A 15894-nucleotide genomic window follows, 5' to 3' on the forward strand; every position below is an offset into this window, starting at 1 on the left:
TGAGCTCATTCTGAGCACTCACGAAAGCGAAAACCCGACCGCAAGTAGATTCACAATGGGCCGCGGACGGCGCATACGTTCTTTCCCCTAGAGACCACGATGGCGGATGACCAGTCCTTTTCAGGTGATCTCAATACTTGGAACCTCGGTATCGTCGGTCTGTCGCAGATGCGTTGCGATGGCATTCTCTACAAAAGGCACAAGCGGCACTTTCTGGACGAAGTTGAAAGCAGTCTGCTGATTACCATTCCAAGATTGGGGACGGTCGGCTTTGACCAGAATGCCCGCCAGGCGAAATGTTCACCGGGCGAGTTTCTGGTAGAACGGGGCGATTTGCCCTACGAGTTCTGGCATGAACAGACGAACGAGCTGTTGGTGCTGAAGGTGTCTTCCGAAAGCGTGCGGGCCCGCATCGGCCCAACAGACCGTTTGGGCGCGCTGAGTTTTGATGGCACAGCCGGCGTGGCCAGTTATTTTCTGGATACCGTCAAGACAACGGCGCTGCACGTCGATTTGCTTGATGAGCAGGCGCGCGCGGCCGCTGGCAAGCACATCCTTGATCTGCTGTGCCTCTCAATCCGCAAAGATGACCGTGTGCTGGACAGCGAAACCTCGACAATCCGCGCAGCACATCTGCACCGCGCAGAACAGTTTATCCGCAACAACCTCTTCAATGAGAATCTCTCCTCAAGTCTTGTGGCAGAGGCCTGCAATGTGTCGCAGCGCTATCTGCAACAACTGTTCTCGGAGTCGGGCAGGTCGGTTTCCGGGTTCATCCGCGAAAAGCGTCTGGTGCGCGCGCGCGAGGACCTGAGCGTCGTAGGGCCCATCACAATTGCCGAGATAGCCCATCGGTGGGGGTTTTCGGATCAATCCCAGTTTAACAAAGCCTATCGTGCGCAGTTCGGCTGCACACCGACCGAAACGCGCAAAGCCGCGCAGCAAGGCCAGAAGACGGCCCCTCCGTAACCCTTAGCTAAAACCGAAAACCCCCAAGTAGGGTCGGCTTTCGCCGGCGCCTTCCTGATGCCCTGTTGTCTTTTGAAGGATGTAGACATGAAGAACACAAGAGTTGCCGTAGATGTGGGTGGGACGTTTACCGACGTCGTCATTATGGACGAAACAACGGGTGCGATCCGCATCGAAAAGACGTCATCGACACCGGATGACCCGATGGTTGCCATTCTCAACGGGATTGATCAGGGCGGCATCGACCTCAGCGAGGTGTCGATGTTTTCGCACGGGACAACCGTGGCAACAAACGCGCTGATCACACGTAATTTGGCGCGCTCTGCGATGATCTGCACCGAAGGGTTCCGCGACGTGGTCGAAATCCGCCGGGCCAACAAGGAGGATCTGTGGGACACCTACAAAGATGTGGCCAAGCCCTACATCCCGCGTCGGGACCGTCTGACCGTCCGTGAATGCGTCGACGCGAACGGCACGGTTCTGGAAAAGCTGGACGAAAAAGAAGCGCTGCGCATCGCGCATGTTTTGAAGAAGCGCAAAGTCGCCTCTGTTGCTGTCTGCTTTATGAACTCTTACACCAATGGGGCCAATGAAGAGCGGATGCGAGACATTCTGCTGAGTGTGATGCCGGATGTGCCGGTGTCGATCTCTTCACAGGTCCTGCCGGAGATTTTTGAGCACGAGCGTTTCTCGACAACGATGGCAAACGCGGTCGTGTCGCCTTCGGTCGTTGATTATGTAGCGCGCCTTGAGGGTAAGCTGGCTGACGGCGGCTACGAACGCGATCTGCTGTTGCTGCACACGGGCGGCGGCGTGATGACCCCGGCCAGCGTTAAAGACTTTGCCGCGCGTCTGGCAGGGTCGGGCATTGCCGCGGGCGCGATTGCCAGCCGCTTTATTGGCAACCTTTGCGGGTTTGACAATTCTATCGGTTTTGACATGGGCGGGACCAGCACGGACGTATCCTTGGTGTATGAAGGCAAGTCGCGTGTCACCAAAGACTGGTATATCGAATATGGCTATCCGATCCGGTTCCCGTCGATCGAAGTGCTGACCATTGGTGCGGGCGGCGGATCTCTGGCGTGGAAAGACGAAGGCGGGTCACTGCGCAACGGACCGCAATCTGCGGGCGCCTTCCCTGGGCCTGCCTGCTACAAGAACGGCAATGAAGTGGCCACAAACACGGACGCCAATGTTGTGCTGGGCCGCCTTGGCACATCGCTCGCGGGGGGCAAGATTACCCTTGATCCCGCCCTGGCCGAAGCGTCGGTCAGAGAGACTGTGGCCGAGCCTTTCGGAATGGAGCTGCACGAAGCCGCCGAAGCCGTGGTTGCGGTTGCAAACGCAAATATGGCCAATGCGGTGCGTTTGCTGTCGATTAGCCGAGGTTATGACCCACGGGACTTCGCGCTTGTGGCGTTTGGCGGAGCCGGGGCGTTGCATGGTGCGGCAATTGCCAAGGAGTTGTCGATCCCGACTGTCATTATCCCGCCCAATCCGGGTGTGACATCGGCTCTGGGTTGCCTGCTGGTCGATATCCAGCACGACTTCTCAGACAGCTTCATGGCTGCTGCGGCTGATACCAAGCCGGAGGATTTGGAGGCCGCCTTCGAGCGGCTGGAGGCCATGGCCGCTGATCGTTTGAAGCACGAAGGCGTAGCGCCCAAGGACATTGTCATGCAGCGCACGGTCGAGATGATGTATCAGGGCCAATGGCGTGCCTTGGCAGTATCTGCGCCGTCCAAGGTCACCGATATTGAGGCCTTGATCGACGGGTTCCACAGCGAACACCAGCGCGAATTCAACTTCCGCCGGGATGACGCACCGGTGTCGATCTTCCGTGTGGGGCTGACGGCGACGGGTATGGTTCCCAAGGCCGAGCTGCAAAAGCACGAGGTGAGGAAGAACAAGCCCAAGACCGACAAGACACGCGATGTCTGGTTTGACGGCAAGGCCCACACGGCGATGATTTTCGAGCGTGAAAACCTGACCGCCGGTGCGACCTTTGATGGCCCCGCCATTGTCGAGCAGTTCGATTCAACCACCGTAATTCCGCCGAACACGACTGCTGAAGTCGATCAATACATGAACATTCTCATCCGAGTGCAGGAGTAATACTATGAGTGATTCAAAAGCCCTAGATCCCGTCACGTTTGAAGTTCTCAAGAACTCCTTCATCACATCCGTTGACCAGATGGCCGAGCAGATGCTGCGCACCTGTTACTCCTTTGTGATCTACAACCGAGACTTTTCTAACGCGCTGCATGATGCCGAAGGCAATTCGGTTGCGCAGGGCAACGATGACATCGCGGTGCACGTCGGCACGCTGCACTTTACCTGCAAAGACGTTATTCGCGTCTTCAAGGGCGACATGATGCCCGGCGATGTCTACGCGATCAACGATCCTTACGCAGGTGGCACGCACTTCAGCGATGTCCGTCTGGTGCGGCCGATCTTTGATGAAGACGAGCTGATCGGGTTTTCGCAGTCAAACGGGCACTGGTCTGATCTGGGTGGCTCTGTGCCCGGTTCGTTTGATGTGACGGCGAAAGACATGTTCCGCGAGGCGGTTCGGATCACACCTGTCCGGCTATTCCGTGCCGGCGATTTTTGTTCCGACGTTGCCAACCTGATCGCAAACAACACACGCGACCCCGCGTCGATTATCGGTGACATCCACAGCCAGGCACAGGCCACGCAGGTGGCCGAACGTGAAATCCTGCGGCTGGTGCGAAAGTACGGGCGCGAGCAGGTCAAGCAGGGCATGAACGAGGTGCAGGACTACGTTGAACGCGCCGTGCGCCAGCGTATTGCGGCGCTGCCCGACGGCACATGGAAATCCGTCGACTACATCGACCGGGACCCGTCAGGTGGCGAGGGGATGATCCCGATCCACATCAAGATGACAATCAAGGGTGATCAGATTCACTACGATTTCGAAGGCAGCCACCCGACGATTGGTTCGATGTACAATTCCGCGCCGGGAGCCACATTCTCGGCTGTCGTCGCGGGGATGAAGACCTTCTTTCCTGACCTGCCGTTGAACTCCGGCTTCTATCGGATGCTCTCTGTCGCTGCGCCGGAAAATTCGGTGGTCAGTGCCCAGTGGCCCACGGCGGTCACCGGCTTCCTGATGCCGTTTGAAAAGATCATGAACTCGGTTTTCGAGATGTGGTCGGAGATCATGCCGGAGCGCGCCATCGCCTGTGCATTCAACCTTGAATACCTGTTGGCGGGGGGCACGGACAAGCGGCGCGAGGAGGACTCTACATTCTTGTTCTACGAATGGCTCCCCGGCGGTTGGGGCGGACGGCGCGGTAAGGATGGCAGCGACGTCACCACAGCCTGCTTCGGAACCGGGCTCATGTCTCAGCCCAACGAAGGCAACGAGCGGGTCAACCCGACCCGGACGCTTGAATTTCAGATCAAAAAAGACAGCGCAGGCCCGGGCAAATGGCGCGGAGGGACAGGGGTGCAGAAAACCTCCCTGCTTCTGGAAAGTGAAAAATCCGTCATGTCCTATGTCTGCGACCGCGAACGCGCCGTCGTCTGGGGTGTTGATGGCGGTTTGCCCTCCATGCCGCATGGTCTGACCATCAAACGCGCCGGCTCGGACACGCACGAATGGCTTGGGTCTGTCTTCTCTGACTTCCCGATGTATTCGGGAGATGAGTTTGCGCGCCCGACCGCGGGGGGCGGCGGCTTTGGCGACCCACTTGAACGCAAGACAGAGGCTGTTCTGACGGATGTGGTGGATGACTATGTCTCTATCAAACGAGCCGCGTTGGACTATGGCGTTGTGATCAAAGAGATTGATGCGGACTTGTGTGAATATGAGGTCGATGAGGCCGAGACCGAGAAACTGCGGGCGCATATTCGTGAAAACCGCGTGGCTTGGGCCCGCATTGATCCTGAAAAGGTTGCCGAGATGTATCGCAAAGGCGAGATCGACGCGATGGACGCCGTGAGACGCTATGCGGTGATCCTGGATTGGGAAACCGGCGAGCCGCTGCCCAAGACGATCGAACAGTTCCGCGAGAGTTTCGAGCGGCGCAGCGTGGCGCACTGGACCTAGTGAGCATCACCAGGACCCACAGCCGCCATCGGTTGGCGGCTGTGGCGCACAACGGTCGGAACAGGAACGCGAAGGATAAGATTTTGTCATTGGAACTGGAATCAATCAGCGTTGCGTTTGGTGGCTTCAAGGCTCTGGATGACGTGACGATTTCGCTAAAGAAGGCGGAAATTGTCGGGTTGATCGGCCCCAACGGAGCAGGCAAAACCACCTGCGTCAACATCATCACAGGCTTTCAGGACCCCACGTCAGGCACGGTCATGCTGGATGGGCAGGACATCAACGCCAAAGCGCCCTATGACATTCGCCGCCGGGGTCTTGCGCGCACGTTCCAGGCCGGGCGCTTGTTTTCCGGGCTGGATGTACTGGACAATCTTGCAGTGACCGGGGTGGGCCTTGGCCATTCGCGGCGCGCCTCCGAAGACGAAGCGCTGCGCGTGTTGTCCTGGATGGGGGCCGGGCATCTTGCCGAACTGCCCGCAGCCGGGCTGCCCTATACGGACGAGCGCAGGGTCGGCATTGCGCGTGCGCTGATGTTTGCCCCCGATTACCTGCTGCTGGACGAACCCGCCGCAGGCATGTCCGAAACCGAAGCGGATGATCTGGCACAAATCATCAGGCGGATCGCGGATGAGCTGAACTGCGGTGTCCTGTTGATCGAGCATAACGTCGGGCTTGTCCTGTCATTGTCAAACCACGTCTATGTTCTGGACGCGGGCAAGATCATCGAAGAGGGCGACAAGACCGAGATCCTGGCCAGCCAGGCGGTACGCGAAGCCTATCTGGGCGCAGAGCATGCGCCAGAAAACATGGAGCACGCGTGATGTCAAAGCTGGGTGTTTTCGATGTCGCGGTTCGGTATGGCAAAGTGCCTGCACTGTCGGATGTTTCCTTTACTGTTCAAGAGGGTGAGAGGCTGTTCATCTCCGGGCCGAATGGGGCGGGCAAGTCCTCTCTGCTCAAGGCGATTTGCGGAGCCGTTGCCACGACCCATGGCCGCATTGAGGTGGACGGCGATGTGCTGAATGGCCGCTCGCCCGAAGCGATAGCGCGTTTGGGTCTGACTATGGTTCCGGAAGGCCGCGAGGTTTTCGGAACGCTGACAGTCGAGGAAAACCTGCGTGTGGGCACGGGCATCCGGAAGGACAAGGCGGCGATTGAAACGGATATCGACGGGATCTACCAGAGCTTTCCTATCCTGGGTGAGCGGCGGCATGCCAATGCCGGAGCACTGTCCGGCGGACAGCAACAGATGTTGGCGATCGGGCGCGGTTTGATGACCAATCCCAAACTGATGATGGTGGATGAACCTTCGCTTGGGTTGGCTCCGAATATTGTCGATCAGGTCTATGAAACGCTCGTCAATCTGCAGGCCGAACGCGGCTTGACCCTGATCATCGTTGAACAGAGCTCGGCCCGCGCGGCCCGGGTTGGCGGGCGCATGGTGTTGCTGCGCGGGGGTCATGTTGCCGGCGATGGCGATGCGGCAGGCTTTGCGGAAAGCGATCTGCTTAAGGAAGCCTACTTTGGGCAAAACCAGTCGGAGGATGCGACATGAACGCCGTTCCACAGCTGCTCTTTGATGCGCTGAGCCTTGGGGGCATCTATGCCATGGCCGCACTTGGGATTGCTCTGATCTTCGGGGTGATGAAACTGGTGAATTTCGCCCACGGCGAATACATCGCCTTTTGCGTTTTTGCATTGATTGTGCCCTCGACGGACGCAGTTGCCGTCATGTTCTTGGGCAAAGCGCCGGCGATTTTGCTGATCCCGCTGCTGCTGCTGATCGGCGCTGCAATCGCCGTCGCCTCCGAGTTCTTTGTCTTCAGGCACATGCGCAATGCCACGCCTGTGGCGATGATGATTTCATCTTTTGCCTTGGGGTTCGTGATCCAGAATACACTGCTGTTGGTCTACGGGAAGGCAACCAGATCGGTGACGCCAACCGGGTAGTCGAGGCGGATGTTCAGAAGCGTTTCGTCGCTGTTGCGGCGCTTGTTTTCCCTTTATGCAGGGTTCTCAGAAACCTCTTCGCGTCTTCATCCATGCGGGATTGGATGTCCGCGATCAGGCGGTCGCGCGTTGAGATCAATTCCGCAAGGTCGACGGATTCCTTCGTCATGCCCTCGAATTCCCTGACATAGGGCTGATCCAGATCGATCAGGTTTGGGTTCAGCAATTCGTGCGGCGGGCGTGGTGAACTCGCGACGTAGATCAGAAAAGTGCGGAACAACTCGTCCGTGAAGCCTTCATTCTCGTAGAGCAGCTTGACGTCGTAAAGGTCTCGCGGATGCTGGCGATCAAGGGCCGCATGGAGCTTGCCGCCGAACAAATCCTCGAAGGAAACGATGTTCATCGTCGCATATCCGAACGCCTCCTCGACGGCTTCGGAGACTTCGCGTTGTTCCGGATCATGCACGACGCCCCGGGTAACGGGGGAGGTTTCGATTTTGATTTCGGCTGTGCCGAGGCGGGCGAGCGCACGCGTGGCGCCGCCGCCACCCCCGGAAATGCGCTGCGCTTTGGCGCCGGTGATTCCGCTTTCGATGGCGGCGGCAATCCGGTCCATCGCGTCGTTGATCTCGACGAGGCTTTCGGCGCGGTCCTTGACAGGCAGATAGGTCAGATCGATGTCGACCGAGAGGCGCGGAAGATCGCGATAGAAGAGGTTGATGGCCGTCCCACCCTTGAGCGCAAATATTTTCTCCTTTGCGACATACGGCAGTATCCGCACGAGCAGCGCCACTTGGGCGACATAGTCCTCATGCGCCATGACCACGTTCCTTTCCTACAAACTCTTCGGGCACCATGATCCTGTAGCGCGGATGTATCTTGCCGCCTTTGACCAATGCGCGATCCCCGCTGCCGAGGTCGAACTCTTCCGGATCGAGTCGCTTGCGCCAGGCATGGTCGTGGCGGTCGGCGAACACGAAGAACAGGCGTTTGACCTTGATCTTCTTGCAACTGCTGAGCAGTGCCGAGAGGGTTCTCGGGCGCAACGTCGTCAGGCTTTCGAACGCCATGTCGAGGTTGTGAAAACTCTCTTGATCCGGCAACTCGTCCAGCGCCTCAAACACCGCGCGTTCCGGCGAAGACATCACCAGTTTCCAGTCCCAGGGCAGGGACGATGCTGTCTCGTCGGGATTCCTTCGTGCGCCATCGACACCCAATTCAAGATCGGAGAACAGTGATACGCTGCGTGTGCGGAGTTCGGCGTTGAGCGGCAGTTTTTCGAGCCAGTTGGGGATTTTTGAGCCGTAGAGCCAGACTGTGCTCTTGTCGCCGAGGGAGAGATAGTGCGCATAGCCTTGCAGGCCCAATGCCGTCACCCCGCCGATATGGACAGGGTAGTGCATGATGTGCTGGAGCGAGAGCAGGCAGGTCTTCCAGTCGAGCGTGTTCGTGGTGGCGTTGCCTGGTGCCGGGCGGCGGAAGACGCCGCGGCCAAGGCGTTCTAGCCAGCCGCGTTGGACATAGGCGTAGGACGAACGCCGGCCTATCCCGTGGTGCTCAAGCCAGGCGGAGTCCACGAGGAACCCCGTGGGAACAGCCTCAAGAAGGCTCTTTAGTTTTTCGTGTTCTTGTCCACTCATGCGCGACACAATGATATATTTTTAAAGAGGAGGCCACATGTTTCTGTGAAAACCTGTGAGATAGTCCGTCAAGGATCGACAAATTCTGGAATTTTCAAAGAGACTGGTGGTTGTCAACTCTGAAGCTCACCAGCAAAGCAGGGCGTGGATGCCCTCGGAGGGCTGAGAAGACATCCGGCCATTCGGATCGAACAGTCGAAGCTATGTGCCCCTGTCGAAGCCGCTGCGCCAAACCAGAGTCAGGTTTCACTTTCGATTGTGGCGTTCTTTTGCCCATACAAACATCGCACCGACGGCAGCATTGGCTTGCTGCACGCTGAACACTTCCGGTTCGAACGCGCCCGCCCATTGCTTTGTATCGCGATGTTCCGGGTGGTGTTTGTCGGTCAGCGCGTCGAGAAATTCTTCGTAAGAATAGGGCCCGCCACTATCCTCTGGCGGGCACGCTCGCTCTCCGGCAACACAGGCGGGGAAGTCCAGATCTGGTCTTCCGGTTGGTTTGCTAATCTTCTCAACGGTGACGAGATGCCGCCAACCATCGCCGAAATCATAAGTATATGTGAACTGACTGCCTTTCTTGACCAGCTCTCCAAGAGCAAACTTCTTTTCGTCCTTCCGGCCATCGTTTGGGTCCCAGCTGTCGTCACTTTCGTCGCGGGCCTCGAACCTGTCTTCGCCAATCTCGAACTCATGCAGATGATAGTCTTGCCAAGGCATAGCGCCCTGGAGAACGGAATGCAGGATGTCCAAGCTGATGTCATTCGGCACGAGGATCCGGCGCCAGATCGGTGGTTTGATGCCAATAAGTTCGATTTTCAGCTCAATCAAAGTGTGTTCCGCCTGTCTCAATGGCCCTGCCGTTCAAGTAATTTTTGATTCTTAAGCTGAAGCATTCAAGGGGAACATTGGCCCCTCCTGCCCTTTGGTCAGGACCGCGCCCTACTCGGTCGGCTGCACGCAGCCGCCCTCCCCGAGCTGAAACGCCGCCTCTCCCTGCGACGTGCCGCTGGCAGTGCAGTCTCCTCCGGAGCCGGCCCAACCAGCCGTCGCATGGTCGTGGCAAGGCTCGATCTCGGCCGTTCCGGTTACGGTCACTGGGGCGGGGGTGTGCCCTTAACGGTGCGAACAGATGTATGTGGCCATCGGCCCAATCAAGCATAAAGCATGGGAAATGCTTCAACCATGACGTTAGTCGTTGCAAAGATGGCTGTGCAAAATAGTGTGGTTCGAAGAGGGTTCCGATAATGTCTTCAATAATCAAGTTTTTCCGAATTACATTCTTTCTCGTCCTATATTTTTTCTTATGCATGGTCGTGGTGACCACAATGCTTCAGGCTTGGCCGATTGGCGGCCAGATGTTGTTTGCATTTGGTGTTCCCGTCATTCTGGTCTGGTGGCAAGAAAAACGGAGATCGCGGAAAGTCGCTGCAAAGGCGCAAGCTGAGGGGAGTTCCGCAAACCTACCCTCCCGACCTGAGCCGGTGCCGCGCCCAAGTGCCTACGACAAGCGTATCGAGCGTGAGCGCGAACGAACCCGCGAAGCCAACGCGTCCAAACAGCCGGCTGCCGTGCAGGCTTACTCCCCACCAAAGCAGGACTACGCTGAAATCGTTCGGGCTGGAAAGTCTGCGGCGCCGGCACTTGCCGCGGCCGCAGAACGAAACCAGCCCTCGCGAGTGGCATCGAGCGCATCGGCCCGATCATCGAAAAGCGAGTGGGTCCCGTCTAATGAAACAGCTAGCGTGGCCGGCCGCGCCATCGGAGGGATGGTCTATGTTGGCACGCCTCCCTTGCTGAACACCTACGGGTATCGTGACAAGTGCCGAGCCTATATCGATCCATCCCTGTCTGTCGCGCGCTCTGGAGCCGACAAAGCTGGTGAAGGTATGCCCTACTGGCCCGGATACTCGGATATCTCACCTCAGTGCCGGGCGACCTACCTCGATTGGTTGGCCAGCGGGCGCAACGACGCCTCCTACAACCCCGGCTACATGTTCCTGTACTTCTACGGGCTGGAGCGTCGCTTCTTCGTCGATCAGTCCAACGAAGATGCCAAGGATATCGTCCAGGAAGTCCGGCGGCTGCAGTCACTTTACCCTGACAACCACTCCGTCAGGCGCTATTTGGGCGAGTTCCTCGACATTGCGATGCTTGCCGAAACCGACCTCGACGCTATCGAGCCGATTTTCGAGAGGCAGAGCTGGGAACTTCCGTTCTCACTCAAATACGCAATCGGAGCTCGGATCGACAAAGGCGAGAACCTGACAGCTGACTGGTTGCTGAGTTGGTTCATCTGCCATCCGGAAACAAACCTGAGAACTCCCGCGACGCGGTGTCGTGACGAGTTCGTCGCTCTTTTCCGTATGCGGTTTGATCGGCGTTTTCCTGATGGGCTCAAAGTTACAAAGCCCCGGAAATCTCTCACGGCATCCTATCGGGCCGCCTCCAGCGAGTTTCAGGGGTCCGCCAACCCAACCGTCGACGGCAAGCCGGTTCCCGATATTTCCGGCCTGCGCAAGCCGGTTGAGATTGCCCAGGAGTTGGCTGACGAGGTGATGACCGACCTCGACAAGCTCAGTCGCTTCCTGGGCCGAAACCCTGATGGCCGCGGAAGCGTTGAAGCTCATGCATTGCTGCCTTCTGAACTGTGGGATGCCTTCCCATCCGAGGAAATGGACCGCTTGAAATCTTGGGCAAGCACTATCGTCGATCGGGGGGGATTGGTGCCGCTTGAGGAGGTGATCGGACGTCTGGAGGGAGAAACGAGCGAGAAAATCGGGAAACGGCAGATGACAGGAGCGGCCGATGCGCTCGCCCGCCTCGGTTTCGGTCTGGCGCCCGACCCTCGGTTTGCGCTCCGGTCGCCCAAGGCGGAGGAGCCTGTTGTCCTGTTCAGCCTGGGCGAACCCATCGAAAGACTGGAGGAAGTTTCCGACAGCTATCGAAGCGCTCTGATTGAATTGGCACTTGGGTCGTTCGTTGCTCATGCGGATGGTCGCATCGCGGATCCTGAACGCAGGGCACTGGAGGATCAGGTTTCTGCCGCGTCCCTCAGCGATCAGGAACGCCGCAGGCTGCGTGCAAACCTTGAATGGTTCCTGGCCGTGCCACCGGACATGGCACTTCTGCGGCGGAAACTGAAGGAGGTGGGCCAAGACAGCCAGGCCGCTATGCGGGCAGCGCTGGTTGGTGCAGCACATGCTGATGGCATTATTCACTCCGACGAAGTTGCAAGCATCGAGAAAATCTACAAGGCTTTGGGTCTAGATCCTGCGCTTGCCTACTCAGACCTGCATGCTGGCGAAGTTGCGGATGGTCCTCGCACTGTTCGTGCCTCGAAACCGGGTCGTCCGGGCGAAGCGATACCCGATCTTGAGAAAGCCAGCGGACCCAAGCTCGACGCTACGCGGATCGCAGCAATCCGTTCGGACACCGAGCGCGTGTCGTCCGTCCTCGGTCAGATTTTCGATGTCGAAGAGGAAGAAAGCGGTGCCTCCACGCCTGACTACCAAAGCCAGGTGGCAGGGCTTGACCCGAAACACGGCGCACTTGTCCTCGAAGTACTTACCCGGGGGCATTGGTCTGAGACCGAGTTCGAGAAGATCTGCGCCTCGCATGGTTTGATGGTATCCGGGGCTTTGGAAGTCGTGAATGAATGGGCTTTTGAGACCTACGATGAAGCGCTGCTCGACGAGTATGATGGATATGACGTGTCTCCGGAGATTGCGGAGGCAGTAAAAGAAAAGATGAGTGCGGAGGGCAGGGATGTCGAAGTTGAAACCACGTGAACGCGATGCAATCGTACAGGCGCTTCGGGCCGGGGTCGTGCCCAAGCTCGGCCTGCGTCACATCCAGGTCGGCCGCGTCCGCGAGATTGAAGAGCTCGTCAAGGACATGGACCGGATATCCGACGGCGGATCGGCGATCCGGTTCATCATTGGAGAATACGGATCGGGAAAGACGTTCTTCATGAATCTGATCCGTCTTGTCGCGCTTGAAAAGGGTCTGGTGGTGATGTTCGCGGACCTGGCGCCCGACCGGCGCATTCACGCGACCGGTGGTCAAGCTCGAGGCCTCTATGCAGAGATGGCCCGAAACCTGTCGACACGGACAAAGCCAGATGGCGGGGCCTTGGCCAGCGTGGTGGAGCGTTTCGTCAGCCAGGCACACCGCGATGCTGAGGAACGCGATGCGCCCACGGGGTCTGTCATTCGTGAACGCCTTGGTCACTTCGAAGAGCTCACCGGGGGTTTTGAATTCGCAGAGGTGATCCGGCGATATTGGGAAGGCCATGAGACCGGCGACGACGAGTTGAAATCCGCTGCCTTGAGATGGCTGCGTGGTGAATTCGCCACACGCACCGACGCGCGCAAGGCGCTTGGTGTGCGAACGATCATCGACGACGCCAGTGTCTATGACCATCTGAAGCTGATGTCGGCATTCGTGTGCGAGGCCGGGTATAAAGGATTGCTGGTCGGCCTCGACGAGATGGTGAACCTCTACAAGCTCACTTCGTCGCAGGCCCGCAATGCAAACTACGAACAGATCCTCCGGATCCTGAACGATGTGCTGCAGGGTAGCGCCGAGAACCTCGGATTCCTTATGGGTGGAACCCCGGAGTTTCTGATGAACACCCGTCGAGGGCTCTATAGCTACGAAGCCCTTCAATCGCGTTTGGCCGAGAACACCTTCGCGCGAGACGGATTGGTCGACCTTTCAGGACCGGTTGTCCGGCTGGCCAGCCTGACCCCTGAAGATCTCTTCGTTCTTCTGGCCAATGTGCGGCGGATCATGCAGGACGATGCCGGTGCTCTGCCGGACGACGCGCTCGAGGCCTTCATGGCGCATTGTTCGGACCGGATCGGTGAAGCTTACTTCCGCACCCCGCGCAATACGGTGACGGCCTTCGTGAACCTGCTTTCCGTACTCGAGCAAAACCCCGGTGTCGAGTGGAGCGATCTGATCGAAAAGATCGAAGTCTCCGAAGACCTCGGCGAAGACATGACCGAGGTAGACGAGTCGACTGGTGCCCAAGACCTTGGTGACGATGATCTGATCAGCTTCAAGCTCTGACGCCGATGAGCAGTGCGTTCGACAAACTGGCGAGGCCTGTGCAGAAATGGATACGTCAGCAAGGATGGCGCGAGCTTCGCGACATCCAGGCGCGATCCATCCGGACGATCTGCGAAACCAATGACGATTTAATCATTGCAGCTACTACGGCGGGCGGAAAGACCGAGGCGGCGTTCCTGCCGTTGATTTCACAGGTGCTTGACGAGCCGTCGGGCGGCACCGGTTTCGACCTGCTCTACATCGGTCCGCTGAAAGCCTTGATCACGGACCAGGCCATGCGGCTGGAGGGCATCTGCCAGGAAGCAGAGATTCCGGTTGTTCCCTGGCACGGGGATGTCTCGCAATCGATCAAGACGCGCGCGTTGAAATCCCCAAAAGGGATCCTGCTGATAACCCCAGAGTCCCTTGAGGCGCTTTTCATTCGTCGCGGTTTGGAAATTGCACGCCTGTTTGGGGCCACGCGGGCAGTCGTGATCGACGAGCTGCACACGGTTTTGGATAGCGAACGCGGTGTCCAGCTCCGTTCACTGCTCACACGGCTAGAGCTCGCGATAAAGCGCCCAATCCGTCGGATAGGTCTGTCAGCTACGCTAGGCGACATGGACCTCGCCAAGGCCTATCTTCGCCCTGACGCCGCAAACGCTGTCCAGCTGATCGAAGCAGATGGCGGCGAGGCTGAATTGAGGCTTCAGCTTCGTGGTTACCTCTCAGGCGATGAAGATGAAAACAGCCCATCCGCAACCGAAGCGATATCAGCCCATCTGTTCAAGCATCTTCGAGGCAGCGAAAACCTGGTCTTCGCCGGAGCGCGCCAACGGGTCGAGATTTACGCAGATCGGTTGCGGGAGCTTTGCGAACGGGAGCACCTGCCGCAGGAATTCTATCCCCACCACGCGAGCCTTTCCCGAGAACACCGTGACTTCGTTGAGCGGCGCTTGAAGGACCCTGCGAAACCGACGACCGCCGTTTGCACGTCGACGCTCGAGCTTGGAATCGACATCGGTGACGTGACCTGCGTGGCTCAAATCGGTGCGCCATTCAGCGTCGCGGCGTTGCGACAACGGCTTGGCCGATCAGGCCGCCGTGAAGGACAGCCGGCCATTCTGAGGCAGTACGCTATCGAAGCCAAGTTGACGCCGGAGAGCAGTTTCGTGGATCGCCTTCGGCTCGGCCTGATCAGGTCCATCGCGATGATAGACCTCCTGCTTGAAGGCTGGTGCGAACCGCCAAAACCTCAGGCGCTTCATCTCTCGACACTCGTCCATCAGATACTGTCAGTCATAGCGCAGCGCGGCGGTGCGTCTGCAAGCGTGGTCTACAACGTGCTCTGCCGCGAAGGCCCCTTTCGGAAGGTCACAACCGAAGTCTTCGCAGATGTGTTGCGTGCAATCGGCCACCCAGTAACCGGCTTGATCGAACAGGCCGGCAGCGGGCTGCTACTTTTGGGACCCGCGGGCGAAAAGCTGGTTGAGCATTACAGCTTCTATGCGGTGTTCCAGACGCCTGAGGAGTTCCGGTTGGTCGCAGAGGGGCGGGATCTTGGAACCCTGCCGATCGACAATGTTCTTGCTCCTGGGATGCTGCTGATTTTTTCTGGGCGGCGTTGGATAGTTCAAGAAATCCATGATCGGGAAAAGGTCATCGTCGTGAAACCCGCTAAGGCTGGTGTGCCTCCAGTCTTCGGCGGCGATGCGGGGGACATTCATGACAAGGTGATCGACCGAATGTTCGCCGTGCTCGAGGGGGAATCCAGCCCAGCTTACATGGACACAGTCTCTTTGATGATGCTCGAGGAAGCGCGTGCTCACTATGAACAGCTGGGGTTTAGGGCCAATAACATGCACAGCATCGGCGAGCATACATCAGTCATTGCGACGCGGGTCGGTACGGTGAAGACATCAACCCTCGCGCTCGCACTCAGAAGTCAAGGGTTTTCGGTCGAACAGCATGACGGGTTTCTGATTGTAGAGGCCGGGGACGAAACGCCCGATCTTCGATCGGCGCTGGAAGATATTCGATCTGGCGCACCCGTCGATTTGTTCGCAGGCGCAGGCAATCTGATATCAGATAAGTTCCATCAATTTCTTACTATCGAACTTTTGGTTCGGGACGCTGAATCCTCAAAGCTTTCGACACAAGCACTTCCCGATTTGGTCAAAGCTATTCTTCAAAAAGGAACTTGAA

Annotated in this window: 12 protein-coding genes; 9 read left to right on the top strand and 3 right to left on the bottom strand. The window is 58.1% G+C overall.

The window, feature by feature from the left end; translation table 11 throughout:
* Positions 1–48: 48 nt before the first annotated feature.
* The 6 genes from ACGYLI_RS13860 (at position 49) to ACGYLI_RS13885 (ending at position 6997) form a co-directional block, all read left to right on the top strand.
* Complete coding sequence (locus ACGYLI_RS13860; protein WP_394419658.1) at positions 49–969, top strand: helix-turn-helix domain-containing protein; 921 nt, start codon at positions 49–51, stop codon at positions 967–969.
* 87 nt (positions 970–1056) lie between these two features.
* Entirely contained in the window at positions 1057–3084 is a 2028-nt protein-coding gene (locus ACGYLI_RS13865) for a hydantoinase/oxoprolinase family protein (protein WP_007120579.1), read from the top strand.
* A 4-nt stretch (positions 3085–3088) separates the two neighbouring features.
* Positions 3089–5044: a hydantoinase B/oxoprolinase family protein gene (locus ACGYLI_RS13870; protein WP_394419631.1), complete on the top strand. Its 1956-nt coding sequence runs from the start codon at positions 3089–3091 to the stop codon at positions 5042–5044.
* Between the two features lie 83 nt (positions 5045–5127).
* Positions 5128–5868 (top strand): ABC transporter ATP-binding protein, encoded by a 741-nt coding sequence (locus ACGYLI_RS13875; protein WP_007120581.1) that lies wholly within the window; start codon positions 5128–5130, stop codon positions 5866–5868.
* On the top strand, positions 5868–6602 hold the full coding sequence (locus ACGYLI_RS13880; protein ID WP_007120582.1) for an ABC transporter ATP-binding protein: 735 nt from the start codon (positions 5868–5870) through the stop codon (positions 6600–6602). The genes ACGYLI_RS13875 and ACGYLI_RS13880 overlap by 1 nt, the downstream gene beginning before the upstream one ends.
* Positions 6599–6997, top strand: a complete 399-nt coding sequence (locus ACGYLI_RS13885) for a hypothetical protein (protein ID WP_227511481.1) — start codon at positions 6599–6601, stop codon at positions 6995–6997. Before ACGYLI_RS13880 ends, ACGYLI_RS13885 begins: the two co-directional genes overlap by 4 nt.
* A gap of 13 nt (positions 6998–7010) precedes the next feature.
* Here ACGYLI_RS13885 and ACGYLI_RS13890 read toward each other — a convergent pair whose 3' ends face one another.
* The 3 genes from ACGYLI_RS13890 to ACGYLI_RS13900 all read right to left on the bottom strand — a co-directional run bounded on the left by ACGYLI_RS13890 (position 7011) and on the right by ACGYLI_RS13900 (position 9465).
* Positions 7011–7817, bottom strand: coding sequence for a nucleotidyl transferase AbiEii/AbiGii toxin family protein (locus tag ACGYLI_RS13890; protein WP_227511480.1), 807 nt, complete (start codon positions 7815–7817; stop codon positions 7011–7013).
* The gene (locus tag ACGYLI_RS13895) at positions 7807–8637 is read right to left on the bottom strand and encodes a type IV toxin-antitoxin system AbiEi family antitoxin domain-containing protein (protein ID WP_065331078.1); all 831 of its coding nucleotides are present in this window, start codon (positions 8635–8637) and stop codon (positions 7807–7809) included. Before ACGYLI_RS13895 ends, ACGYLI_RS13890 begins: the two co-directional genes overlap by 11 nt.
* A gap of 246 nt (positions 8638–8883) precedes the next feature.
* Positions 8884–9465 (bottom strand): plasmid pRiA4b ORF-3 family protein, encoded by a 582-nt coding sequence (locus ACGYLI_RS13900; protein WP_227511479.1) that lies wholly within the window; start codon positions 9463–9465, stop codon positions 8884–8886.
* A 416-nt stretch (positions 9466–9881) separates the two neighbouring features.
* On the opposite strand from ACGYLI_RS13900, the gene ACGYLI_RS13905 reads away from it, so the two are divergent.
* The 3 genes from ACGYLI_RS13905 to ACGYLI_RS13915 are packed head-to-tail and all read left to right on the top strand — an operon-like array spanning position 9882 to position 15893.
* Positions 9882–12425 (top strand): TerB N-terminal domain-containing protein, encoded by a 2544-nt coding sequence (locus ACGYLI_RS13905; protein ID WP_081285331.1) that lies wholly within the window; start codon positions 9882–9884, stop codon positions 12423–12425.
* Entirely contained in the window at positions 12403–13710 is a 1308-nt protein-coding gene (locus ACGYLI_RS13910; RefSeq protein WP_065331076.1) for an ATP-binding protein, read from the top strand. The genes ACGYLI_RS13905 and ACGYLI_RS13910 overlap by 23 nt, the downstream gene beginning before the upstream one ends.
* Before the next feature lie 5 nt (positions 13711–13715).
* Positions 13716–15893: a DEAD/DEAH box helicase gene (locus ACGYLI_RS13915; RefSeq protein WP_065331075.1), complete on the top strand. Its 2178-nt coding sequence runs from the start codon at positions 13716–13718 to the stop codon at positions 15891–15893.
* The last annotated feature ends 1 nt before the right edge of the window (position 15894 follow it).

Origin of the sequence: Sulfitobacter sp. 1A13421, assembly GCF_043557285.1 — a bacterium.
Lineage (GTDB): Bacteria > Pseudomonadota > Alphaproteobacteria > Rhodobacterales > Rhodobacteraceae > Sulfitobacter > Sulfitobacter faviae.